Annotated in this window: 9 protein-coding genes and 5 tRNA genes; 9 read left to right on the top strand and 5 right to left on the bottom strand. The window is 61.5% G+C overall.

Going from position 1 to position 11,285, the window contains the following annotated elements:
- Positions 1-87: 87 nt before the first annotated feature.
- A complete protein-coding gene (htpX, locus tag N5D53_RS09705) occupies positions 88-975 on the bottom strand; it encodes a protease HtpX (protein ID WP_010952899.1) in 888 nt (295 codons plus the stop codon).
- Positions 976-1,483: 508 nt separating this feature from the next.
- Positions 1,484-2,695 carry a pyridoxal phosphate-dependent aminotransferase gene (locus tag N5D53_RS09700; protein WP_003247100.1) on the bottom strand — a complete coding sequence of 404 codons (1,212 nt, stop codon included), beginning with the start codon at positions 2,693-2,695 and terminating at the stop codon, positions 1,484-1,486.
- Positions 2,696-2,862: 167 nt separating this feature from the next.
- Between N5D53_RS09700 and msrB the strand changes: the two genes are divergently transcribed.
- Entirely contained in the window at positions 2,863-3,258 is a 396-nt protein-coding gene (gene msrB / locus N5D53_RS09695; RefSeq protein WP_010952901.1) for a peptide-methionine (R)-S-oxide reductase MsrB, read from the top strand.
- Between the two features lie 13 nt (positions 3,259-3,271).
- The gene (locus N5D53_RS09690) at positions 3,272-3,760 is read left to right on the top strand and encodes a glutathione peroxidase (protein WP_010952902.1); all 489 of its coding nucleotides are present in this window, start codon (positions 3,272-3,274) and stop codon (positions 3,758-3,760) included.
- Here N5D53_RS09690 and N5D53_RS09685 read toward each other — a convergent pair.
- Entirely contained in the window at positions 3,750-6,107 is a 2,358-nt protein-coding gene (locus N5D53_RS09685) for an ATP-binding protein (protein WP_279840218.1), read from the bottom strand. The genes N5D53_RS09690 and N5D53_RS09685 overlap by 11 nt on opposite strands.
- Before the next feature lie 200 nt (positions 6,108-6,307).
- On the opposite strand from N5D53_RS09685, the gene N5D53_RS09680 reads away from it, so the two are divergent.
- Both N5D53_RS09680 and N5D53_RS09675 read left to right on the top strand, forming a co-directional pair.
- Positions 6,308-7,195 (top strand): ATP-binding protein, encoded by an 888-nt coding sequence (locus N5D53_RS09680; RefSeq protein ID WP_279840217.1) that lies wholly within the window; start codon positions 6,308-6,310, stop codon positions 7,193-7,195.
- Positions 7,196-7,678: a GAF domain-containing protein gene (locus tag N5D53_RS09675; RefSeq protein ID WP_104962291.1), complete on the top strand. Its 483-nt coding sequence runs from the start codon at positions 7,196-7,198 to the stop codon at positions 7,676-7,678.
- A 219-nt stretch (positions 7,679-7,897) separates the two neighbouring features.
- On the opposite strand, the gene N5D53_RS09670 is transcribed toward N5D53_RS09675, so the two are convergent.
- The gene (locus N5D53_RS09670; protein WP_020193184.1) at positions 7,898-8,665 is read right to left on the bottom strand and encodes a hypothetical protein; all 768 of its coding nucleotides are present in this window, start codon (positions 8,663-8,665) and stop codon (positions 7,898-7,900) included.
- 333 nt (positions 8,666-8,998) lie between these two features.
- Between N5D53_RS09670 and N5D53_RS09665 the strand changes: the two genes are divergently transcribed.
- The 5 genes from N5D53_RS09665 to N5D53_RS09645 all read left to right on the top strand — a co-directional run bounded on the left by N5D53_RS09665 (position 8,999) and on the right by N5D53_RS09645 (position 9,560).
- Positions 8,999-9,074, top strand: a tRNA-Glu gene (locus N5D53_RS09665).
- A gap of 2 nt (positions 9,075-9,076) precedes the next feature.
- A tRNA-Gly gene (locus N5D53_RS09660) sits at positions 9,077-9,152 on the top strand.
- Positions 9,153-9,244: 92 nt separating this feature from the next.
- Positions 9,245-9,320 (top strand) — tRNA-Glu (locus tag N5D53_RS09655).
- Positions 9,321-9,323: 3 nt separating this feature from the next.
- Positions 9,324-9,399, top strand: a tRNA-Gly gene (locus tag N5D53_RS09650).
- A gap of 85 nt (positions 9,400-9,484) precedes the next feature.
- Positions 9,485-9,560, top strand: a tRNA-Gly gene (locus tag N5D53_RS09645).
- Between the two features lie 230 nt (positions 9,561-9,790).
- Here N5D53_RS09645 and N5D53_RS09640 read toward each other — a convergent pair.
- A complete protein-coding gene (locus N5D53_RS09640; protein ID WP_279840216.1) occupies positions 9,791-11,257 on the bottom strand; it encodes a hypothetical protein in 1,467 nt (488 codons plus the stop codon).
- Between the last annotated feature and the right edge of the window lie 28 nt (positions 11,258-11,285).

Below are 11,285 nucleotides of genomic sequence, written 5' to 3'. Positions count from 1 at the left end.
GCGGGCGCGCCCGCTCCCACAGAAGGCTGCGTAAGGCCGGGAATAAAAAAGGGCGACCGAAGTCGCCCTTTGTTTTTATCAGGTGGATCAGCCGCGCTGACGCAGGGCCTCGATGCGGTCTTCCAGCGGTGGGTGGCTCATCAGCAACCCAGCCAGGCCGTGCTTGAGGCCGCCATTGATGCCGAAGGCCTTCATGGTGTCGGGCATGTGCACTGGCAGGCCTTGTTCCACGCGTAGGCGCTGCAGGGCGCCGATCATTGCCGCGGTACCGGCCAGTTGCGCACCGGCTTCGTCGGCGCGGAATTCGCGGCGGCGCGAGAACCACATCACGATCATGCTGGCCAGGATGCCAAGGATCAGCTCGGCAACGATGGTCGCCACATAGTAGGCAATGCCTTGGCCCTCTTCGTTCTTGAAGATGACCTTGTCGACAAAGTTGCCGATGATGCGTGCAAAGAACATCACGAAGGTGTTCACCACGCCCTGCACCAGCGCCAGGGTGACCATGTCGCCGTTGGCAACGTGGCCGATTTCGTGGGCCAGTACCGCGCGCACTTCATCGGGCGAGAAACGCTCCAGCAAGCCCTGGGACACTGCGACCAGCGCGTCGTTGCGGTTCCAGCCGGTGGCGAAGGCGTTGGCCTCGTAAGCCGGGAAGATACCCACCTCAGGCATTTTGATGCCCGCTTCGCGGGACAGCTCTTCGACCGTTTGCAGCAGCCACTGCTCGTGGCGGGTGCGCGGCTGGCTGATGATCTGGGTGCCAGTGGTCATCTTCGCCATCCACTTGGAGATGAACAGCGAGACGAGGGAGCCGGCAAAGCCGAACACGGCGCAGAACACCAGCAGGCTGCTGAGGTTCAGGTCGACCCCGTTGGCGGCCATGAACCCGTTGAAACCGAACAGGCTCAGGGTAATGCTTGCAACCAGCACCACCGCGAGGTTGGTGGCTACAAACAACAGAATGCGCATCATGGTTGTTACGTTCTCCTGACGGATGAGTTGTCGCTTACTGCGGGGTATATAAGGGGCCTGCCGCGCCGATTCAATCGGGGGACTATTTCAAACTGTGTACGGCGGAGTATGGCAGAGGATGGCGTGGGGGCTGTGGGATAGAGCGTTGCAGGATGTAAGAAACATTCGGCTTGGGGGCTGCGTCAAGGCCGCTGGGTGTTTGCCGCAAGTGGTGTGGCGCCTGTGAGATCGAGCGCCGCCCGCGCGGCGCTTCGCGGGTAAACCCGCTCCTACGTTTGTTTCGGGCCAATTATGCCTGTGGGATTTGCGCGCGAACGCCCTGGCGCATGGCGCGATATCGCGTCGTACAAACAAGGCGATCGCGCGCGCCTGGCACAGGATGGACTGGCCCGAAACAAACGTAGGAGCGGGTTTACCCGCGAAGCGCCGCGCGGGCGGCGCTCGATCTGCGCCCCACCACCAACCCCGCGTCGAACCTCTCGTCGCCCCCGTCGCCCCCCGTCGAACCCTACTGCGAATAACCCTTCAGGAAATTGCCGATCCGGCCAATTGCCGCTTCCAGGTCATCCACCCGCGGCAAGGTCACCACGCGGAAGTGGTCCGGCCACGGCCAGTTGAACGCCGTCCCTTGTACGATCAGCAGCTTCTCCGACAGCAGCAGGTCAAGGGCGAACTTCTCGTCGTTGAGGATAGGGCAAACCTTCGGGTCGATCCGCGGGAACGCATACAGCGCGCCCATCGGTTTCACGCAGCTGACACCGGGGATATCGTTGAGCAGTTCGTAGGTGCGGTTGCGCTGCTCCAGCAGGCGGCCCGGCGGCAGCACCAGGTCGTTGATGCTCTGGTAGCCGCCCAACGCGGTCTGGATGGCGTGCTGGGCCGGCACGTTGGCGCACAGGCGCATGTTGGCCAGCATGTCGATGCCTTCGATGTAGCTGTGTGCGTGGTGCTTGGGCCCGGAAATGATCAGCCAGCCAGAGCGGAAGCCCGCCACCCGGTACGACTTGGACAAGCCGTTGAAGGTCAGGCACAGCAGGTCCGGGGCCAGCGAGGCGGTGCTGATGTGCACGGCTTCGTCGTACAGGATCTTGTCGTAGATCTCGTCGGAGAACACCACCAGGTTGTGCTGGCGCGCCAGCTCCAGCATGCCCAGCAGCAGCTCCTTGGAGTAGACGGCGCCGGTTGGGTTGTTCGGGTTGATGATCACCAGCGCCTTGGTGTTCGGGGTGATCTTGGCCTTGATGTCCTCAAGGTCAGGGAACCAGTCGGCCTGCTCGTCGCACAGGTAGTGCACCGGCTTGCCGCCGGCCAGGCTCACGGCGGCAGTCCACAGCGGGTAGTCGGGGGCCGGGATCAGCACTTCGTCGCCGTTGTTGAGCAGCGCCTGCATCGACATGACGATCAGCTCGGACACACCATTACCCAGGTAGATGTCCTCGATGGTGACGCCTTCGATTTCTTTCTGCTGGCAGTACTGCATCACCGCCTTGCGTGCGCTGAACAGGCCTTTGGAGTCGCTGTAGCCCTGTGCGGTTGGCAGGTTGCGGATCACATCCTGAAGGATTTCATCAGGCGCCTCGAAGCCAAACGGCGCCGGGTTGCCGATGTTCAGCTTGAGGATGCGGTGGCCTTCCTCCTCCAGGCGTTTGGCGTGCTTGAGCACTGGGCCGCGAATGTCGTAGCAGACATTGGCGAGCTTGTTCGATTTGCTGAACTGCATGATGGGATCCCGATTGAGAAAACGCGCTACGCCCCGCCGAAAGGTTTGAAAGGGCAGGAAGCGGGTGCCAGACTGAACGCCTGGCACACGAAGCCAACTAATATACGTGCCACCCGCGCCCCGGAAAAGACGGTGTGGGGTGAAATTCAGCCTGCCGAGGTTTCTACATGAAAAAGATCGAAAAAACCCTGGACGAATGGCGGTCGATGCTCGACCCCGAGCAGTACCAGGTCTGCCGCCTCAAGGGCACCGAACGGCCATTCAGCGGCAAGTACAACAGCGAGCGCCGCGACGGCATCTACCACTGCATCTGTTGCGGCCTGCCGCTGTTCGATGCGCAGACCAAGTTCGACGCTGGCTGTGGTTGGCCAAGTTTTTACGCGCCGATCGAGGACAGCGCGATGATCGAGATCCGCGACACATCCCACGGCATGATCCGTACCGAGGTCACCTGCGCCCGTTGCGACGCGCACCTGGGGCATGTGTTCCCTGACGGCCCGCCACCGACCGGTCTGCGCTACTGCATCAACTCGGTGTGCATCGACCTTCGTCCGCGCGACTGACCGGAGCCCGACCATGGCTGCAACGATGCTGAACATTCCCTGCGTGACCCTGGGCGGCGAGCACAAGACGCTCGGCGACTTCCCGGGCAAGGTGCTGTTGGTGGTCAATACCGCCAGCCAGTGCGGTTTTACCCCGCAGTACAAGGGCCTGGAGCAACTGTGGCAGGCCTACCGCGACCGTGGCCTGGTGGTACTGGGCTTTCCGTGCAACCAGTTCGGCAAGCAGGAACCTGGCGATGCGCGGGAAATTGCGCAGTTCTGCGAGCGTAATTTCGGCGTGAGTTTTCCGCTGTTTCGCAAGGTCGAGGTCAACGGCCCGGGCGCTCACCCTCTGTTCGTCGAACTCAAGCAGCGCGCGCCGGGTATTTTGGGTAGCCAGAAGATCAAGTGGAACTTCACCAAGTTTCTGGTCGACCCGGCCAGTGGCCAGGTCAAGCGCTATGCCCCCACCACCAAGCCACAGGCCCTGGAGGCGGACATCGAGCGTTTGCTCAGCCGCTGAAGGGCACCCAATGGTCGACCAGGGCCAGTAGCTCTTCGCGGCGGAATGGCTTGGCCAGGTAGTCGTTCATGCCCGCCGCCCGGCAGCGTTCGCGCTCTTCGGGCATGGCGTTGGCGGTGAGGGCGACGATGGGCAACTCGGGCCAGCGGCCGCTTTGGCGGATACGCCGGCTGGCCTCGTAGCCGTCCATCACCGGCATGTTGCAGTCCATCAGCACCAGGTCGAATTCCTCACGCGCCAGCAGCTCAAGGGCCTCCGCCCCCTGGGTGGCCAGTTGCACCTGGCAGCCGAGCTTGGCCAGCATGCCCTTGGCCACCAGCTGGTTCACCGGGTTGTCCTCTACCAGCAGAATCCTCGCACGGCCTTGTTCCTGGGTAATGGCCGGGATGGCCAGCGGGTGTTCGGGCTCATGGCCTTGCAAGGTGCGGCGCAGGGTCTGGTACAGGGCGTTGCGTGCCAATGGTCGGGCCAACTGGTGCAGCGGGGCCAAAGCCAGGGACTGCTCGTTGGGCAGGAAGTTGCCGTAGGCAGTCACCAGCAGAATCGGGGTTTTCAATGCCGGGCGCAGTTCGAACAGGTGCTCGACGTCGTCGGTGATCAACAGGTCGATCACTGCCGCATCCAGCGTGGTGCAACTGTCATGGCGCTGGTAGGTCAGGCCCCAGGCGGGCAACAAGTGCTGCAACAGTTCATTGAGCCCGCTGCCGGCTGCGCTCAGTGCGGCCACGCGGCCATGCAAGGGCACTGGCGGGATGGCTTCGGTGTGCACGGTCAGTGGCAACTCGGCGGTAAAACAGCTGCCAAAGCCCGGCTCGGAGCGAATGTGCAGGTGGCCCTGCATGGCCTTGCACAGGTTGCGCGTCAGCGCCAGGCCCAGGCCGGTGCCACCGTACTGGCGGGTGATGCCGGCGCCGGCCTGGGTGAAAGGCTGGAAGATGCGCGCCTGGGCGTCTTCGGGGATGCCGATGCCGGTATCCCGTACCTCCAGACGCACACCACCGACAATGGCCGCCAGGCGCACGTCGACGCGGCCGAAGCGGGTGAACTTCAGCGCGTTGGACAGCAGGTTGCTGACGATCTGCCGCACACGCGTGGGGTCGCCGAGCACGCTGCTGGGGAAGTCGCTGGCGATCAGGCAGGTCAGCTCCACGCTTTGCGCGGTGTTCTGCGACAGCAGGTTGGCGGTGTCTTCCACCATCGAGCCCATGTCGAACGCAATGCGTTCCAGCTCAAGCTGGCCGGCATCGAACTTGGACAAGTCGAGAATATCGTTCAGCAGCTCTACCAGCACCTTGCCCGAGTCATGGGCGATAGCCAGTTGCTGGCGTTGCTCGCTGGGCAGCGGGTTGTCCAGCGCCAGGGCGATCATGCCGAGCATGCCGTTGAGCGGGGTGCGGATTTCGTGGCTCATGTTGGCCAGGAAGGCGGCGCGTGCCTGGGCCATGTCCAGCGCTCGGCTGCGGGCTTGTTCCAGCTCCTGGTTGGACAGGCTCAGGCTGCTGTTGCTGGCCTTGAGCTCGTTGGTGCGCGCCGACACGATGTCTTCCAGCTCGTTCAGGTACTGGGTCAGGCGGTTTTCCGCGGTGCGCCGCTGTTCGATCTCGGTGGCCATGCTGACGAACTGCTGGTTGGCGACCTTCACCAGCACGCCGATTTCGTCATGCTCGTGTCCGTGTGGGCATTCCAGGCGCGTTTGCCGGGGTTTGCGCGGGTCGCTGCCGCTGAGTGCGCCAATCACCGTCACCAGCGGCTTGGTCAGCATCATGTAGAACAGCGCCAGCAGGAGGCCGGTGAGCACCAGGCTGCGGGCAAAACCATTGAGCAGGGTGATGCCAGCACGGTCGAGAAAGCGGCTGCCGAAGGCGAAGGTGTCGATGTCCAGGTGCAGGGTGCCCAGGTATTGCTCCGGCATGTGGGTCAGGTACAGGCGCTCCTTGAACTGGCGTTGCTCGCCGAACAGGAAGTCGCTGAGTGGCCGGTAGCGGTCCTGCAGCCTGGGCCGCTCGACATCGGCCAGTACCGTTTCGTTGTTGTCGATCAGCCGTGCGCGGATGACGGCCGGCGACTGCAGCAGGCCGCGGGTCAGCTCCAGCGCCAGTTCCGAGTCGATGTTGTAGGCGATGCGCGAGGCCGGGTTGTGGCTGATTTGCAGCAACGCGTTCACTTCACGGTTGATGGACGCGTCTTCGCTGGCATAATCGATGCCGATCTGGATGAGACTGAGCAATGTTCCCAGGATGAAGCCGACCAGGACTGTCAACCGGGCTTGCTTGTATGACAGGCGATTGGTGAACTTGATATCCATGAGTCCCGAGCCGGTTTCCCGTTCCTTGCGCTGCGCAAGCATAGCCGAATAGCCCCGGCTGCTGGTGGGTCTGTCTGTTCATTTCAGTTGATCGCCAAGCGGGGGTCGCTTGGCGCCCCTTCGCGGGCTTGCCCGCTCCCACAGGTACAGCTTAGCCCCAGGCTGCAAGCCCTGTGGGAGCGGGCAAGCCCGCGAAGGGGCGCGCAGCGGCCCCCAAAAAACTGAAATTGTTAGGAGTCGTCATGGACGCTCGCTTGATCGCTTTTCTGGACCGCGCCGAATCGGTACTGGCGCGCCTTGAACCCCTGTTGCCGGCACAACGCCCGCGCATCGACTGGGGCACCACACTGGCCGCGCGCTGGCAGCGTGATGGCCGCAGCGGCTACCTGCTGCCGCTGGACGTCAGCCTGGACATCCGCCTGACCGACCTGATCGGCGTCGACAAACAGCGCGACCAGCTGGGCCGCAACACCCACCAGTTCATCAACGGCCTGCCGGCCAACCACGCGTTGCTGTGGGGCTCGCGTGGTACCGGCAAGTCGTCGCTGGTACGTGCCCTGCTGGCCGAGCACGCCAGCGCCGGCCTGCGCCTGATCGAAATCGAACGTGACCACCTGGCCGACCTGCCGCGGGTGGTCGAGCAACTGCAGAAGCTCCCGCAACGCTTCATCCTGTTCTGCGACGATCTGTCGTTCGAAGCCGGGGAGGGCGACTACCGGGTGCTCAAGAGCGTGCTCGACGGCTCGCTGGAGCAGGCCCCGGACAATGTGCTGCTGTACGCCACCTCCAACCGCCGCCACCTGGTGCCCGAGAAGGAGAGCGACAACGAGAACTGGAAGCGTGTCGACGGCGAGCTGCACCCCAGCGAAGCGGTGGAGGACAAGATTGCCCTGTCTGACCGTTTTGGCCTGTGGCTGTCGTTCTACCCGTTCACCCAGGACCATTTCCTGAACGTTGTGGAGCACTGGATTGGCCAGTTGGCACAACCTGCGGGCCTTGTGTGGCAGCGTACCGAAGAACTCGACATCCTCGCCGTGCGCTGGGCCACCGGCCGCGGCAACCGTAATGGCCGTTGTGCCTATCAGTTCGCCCGCTACTGGGTCGGGCTGCAATTGCTGGAGCAAAAGTAAATGATCGACCTCAATGCCAGTGGCGCCGGCCTCGACGGCTATAACCTGCTGGCGGCGCAAGTGCAGGCGCTGTTCGCCGACGAGCGTGACTTCATCGCCAACGCCGCGCAGTTTTCCGCGTTTCTGTATAACCAGGTGGACGACCTGAACTGGGCGGGGTTCTACCTCAACCGCAACGAAGAGCTGGTGCTGGGCCCGTTCCAGGGCCAGGTGGCGTGTGTGCGTATTCCGTTCAGTAAAGGTGTGTGCGGGGCTGCGGCGGCAACGCGGCAGACCCAGCGGGTCGAGGATGTTCATGCATTCCCGGGCCACATTGCCTGTGACAGTGCCTCCAACAGTGAGCTGGTGATCCCGTTGGTGAAGGACGGCAGGTTGATTGGCGTGCTGGACCTGGACAGCCCGACGGTCGGGCGGTTCAGCGAGGCGGACCAAGTGGGGCTGGAGCGTTTGGCAGCGATCTTTCTGATGTTGACTGACTGCTGATCGATGTTGCCTGTGCCGGCCTCTTCGCTTGTAGGAGCGGGTTTACCCGCGAATACGGGGGGCGGCGGCAACGGTGAATGACCAGGGATATTTGTCAGCGGGCCCGGCCCTTTCGCGGGTAAACCCGCTCCTACATCGGCCTGCGCCCAACACCCGATGTGGGTACCCCGCCGTGTAGGAGCGGGTTTACCCGCGAAGAGGCCGGTACAGGTTAACCAATCAATCGTAGATCACCTTCTTCTTCCAGGTTTCTTCCTCATCGGTCTTGAGCCCATCGGTCAATTCGTTGTGCTCGTCCTCCGCCGGTGCCATGCGGTCCAGCACCTGGGCATTGGCCCGGGCCAACAGTTTCTCAAGATACGTCAGCTGCTCTTCATACACCTTCGGCTCCGGCTGCTTGCGCAAATACTGCACGCCGCGCTCGAAGGCCAGGCGCGCCTGGCCGGGTTGGCCTTTTTGCAGGGCCTGTTGGCCGAGGTTGTTGAAGAACTCTATATGCAGCAGCACCAGGATATGGCGGATTTCCTTGACCCAATGCTTGGCCTCGACGGCGGGCAAGAAGCCCTCATGGGCAGCGCGGGTCACCTGGTTGTGCAGCGCCTCCAGCAAGAAGCGTACGTCCTTGGCCTTGATCTCGGTGTGGATCGGGTTAGGTGGGTTGTTGACCGGGATCTTGTCACCCAGGGCAATCAGCCCTTCCAGTTCGGCGATGCGCGCCTTGAATTCGGCATTGCGCTTGTCCACCGCCAGCAGGCGCTGGTTGAGGTTCAGCTCCAGGCGGGTCAGCAGCAACTTGAGGGCCGGGGTCATGAACTGGCCGGGGAACGTCTCGGTGATCTCGCCACAGCGGCGCAGGCGGTCGGCGAGCTCGATCTTCATCCGGGCGCGCTCAAGCTTGCCATTCTCGACCACATTGTTGAGGTAGCCGATCACGATCAGCAACGCGATGCCCGCCACGATGAGCAGGGTGATCAGAAGTGGTGTCACCGTTAATGCCTCATGAATAGGTTTGCATGATTGAGTGTAGGAGCGAGCGTGCTCGCGAGAGGCCCTGACAGCCATTCTCTTTTTCTATCGGCAAACTGTGCCATGACTGGATGCTGGCACATTAATGCTGACTTGACGCCAGAAAATCAACGCCAAACCCCAGCAGGCTTGCCAAAACAGCGCTGGGTGTACCCGGAAGTCATTGATTTAAATAAATTTCTACAAAGGGGTTGACGCCTTCCCGAACCATCCATAGAATGCGCGCCACTTGCAGCGTAAAGCACACAGCGAAACGCGGCAGGGAGTGAAAGCAGGCAGTAATGCCAGCAGCGTGTCCCCTTCGTCTAGTGGCCTAGGACACCGCCCTTTCACGGCGGTAACAGGGGTTCGAGTCCCCTAGGGGACGCCAATGCGGGAATAGCTCAGTTGGTAGAGCACGACCTTGCCAAGGTCGGGGTCGCGAGTTCGAGTCTCGTTTCCCGCTCCAGTTTCTCCGGCACTGCGTAACGGCGGGGCAGGAAAAGAAAATCCAGGCTGAATCGTGAGGTTCATGTTCTGGTGCACTGAAAAGTGTTGTGTGTCCCCTTCGTCTAGTGGCCTAGGACACCGCCCTTTCACGGCGGTAACAGGGGTTCGAGTCCCCTAGGGGACGCCAAATGCGGGAATAGCTCAGTTGGTAGAGCACGACCTTGCCAAGGTCGGGGTCGCGAGTTCGAGTCTCGTTTCCCGCTCCAGTTTAAATACTGTGGCGTCTATGCGGTGCAGTGGTGGTGAAGGCTGTAAAGGCGCTTCACGCCGAACGTGGTAAAGCTTCAAATTGCGGGAATAGCTCAGTTGGTAGAGCACGACCTTGCCAAGGTCGGGGTCGCGAGTTCGAGTCTCGTTTCCCGCTCCAAATCAAGATCTACAGAGTCGCATAAGATTCTGTAAGTCCTCGAAAAAAGACGCTTCGGCGTCTTTTTTCGTTTCAGCGCAGTTTGCCTGAATCCATCATCAGCCTTGAAATTCAAAGTGCCACTGCTAGGCGCCCTTCGCACAGACGAACAGTGCAAAGCCTGCGGGGGCTATGAGGGCGTGGTTCCTTGTCGAAGCCGGTTTCCTTGAGCAGCCAAGGGAGTGGTTTTGTCAATCCACCAGTTTCACGGGTACGTGAGGGAACGGGATCCAGGTGAGTTTGTTGTCCACGCTGAAATAGCACAGGATGTCGATCTGAAGAGAGACCGTGAACACGCCCAGCGCTGCCGGGGTTACCGAACCTACCGTCATGATCCCTGTTGCCGACGTTACCGGGGTCGCGTCTGTGACCACGACAGGAGCGTCGCCTCCATCGTTACGCTTGCCGGTGATGTGCAGCCTGACGAACTGACTGGTATCCCTGAGTGGCCAGATGTTGAGGGTAAAGGTGGCTTGGTCTCCCATCCCACTCAGGCTCAGCTCACCACTCTGGATCGCCTCACACTGAGGCGCGGGCAGATTGTTGGGGGCTCGTACCGTCAGCGTGTGAAGCCCGGATGTATGAGTTGTGCCGCGACGGGTTACCGTGTAATACAGCGCAAGGCTACTGCCCATACGGGCCGCAACGTTGGTTCTGGGGATGGGGCAGGCGATGTTGCCGGTAGCCACCTCGACGGGGGCGTCATAGGCGCCGTGTTCCCCCGGGTTTGCCCAGTGTACCCTCACGCTGTCAGTGGGCTCGAAGGGGTTACCTGCTTTGATGATGACGGTTGCGCCATTCGAGGCCCGAAGCGGGTCCAGCGTGCTGCTGCTGCCCGTACTGCCCGTTTCCTCTAGGTAGGGTGTGGAGAAGTTCACGGGTAACGGAGTGGGTTTGGCGTCCAGCAGCACAATTTGCGACTGTAGTTCTGGCGTGCCCACATAATCCTGAACCGTGTACCGCGCATAGCGTAGGCCGTCAGCCATATCACGGATGTGCTTGCCTGGAATGATCACCTTCAGCGGTTTGTTGATGTCTCCCTGTGTTACGGACCTGCTCCCTGCCTGGTGCATGCCGGAGGGGGACGTGGACCAATACCAGGTCAGCACATCACCCGCACGGATACCTGAATAAAGGGGCACAGTGGCCTCCAGTTCTTCATTGTGCTCCACCAGATAGGCGTCGGTGACACCGTTTTGGACCACCTCAGGGTCGAACACCAGCATGTTGTCCGTCGGAAGTTGAGGGGGCGTTCGGTCGATGGTGATGTGAAAGGGTAGTGAAGACGAATGGTTGCCGTTGTAGAGCTTTACATCATGAAACAGGGTATGTCTCCCCTCGCTGAGCAACAGGTGTTGCGGTACATGGAGGAACAGGTCGTCCTCGGGCACCGGCGCTGTCCATGACTTTTGAGCGACTGCTGTATCGTCCCAGTACAGCGTCAGCGTTTCCTCACCCATTGCGGGATCGGAGTTCTTCCACATCTTGAACCTGACCTCAAGCGGCTGATGGGTTGCGCTGAAGCGCAGCAAGTGGGTTTCGCCACCCTCAAGGTCTGGTAGCAGCGCCGCGATCTCGGGTGGATCGAGTGGGTCTGCCTGAGTGGTCCGCCCCTTGAGCGAGGACCAGAGTGAACGGATCAGGGTAATCAATGGCATGGCTTGGTCTCCTGTCAAGGACAAGCAT

The sequence above is a fragment of the Pseudomonas sp. GD03862 genome, from assembly GCF_029840855.1.
Classification (GTDB): Bacteria; Pseudomonadota; Gammaproteobacteria; order Pseudomonadales; family Pseudomonadaceae; genus Aquipseudomonas; species Aquipseudomonas alloputida.
This window is presented reverse-complemented; position numbering and strand designations above follow the sequence as displayed.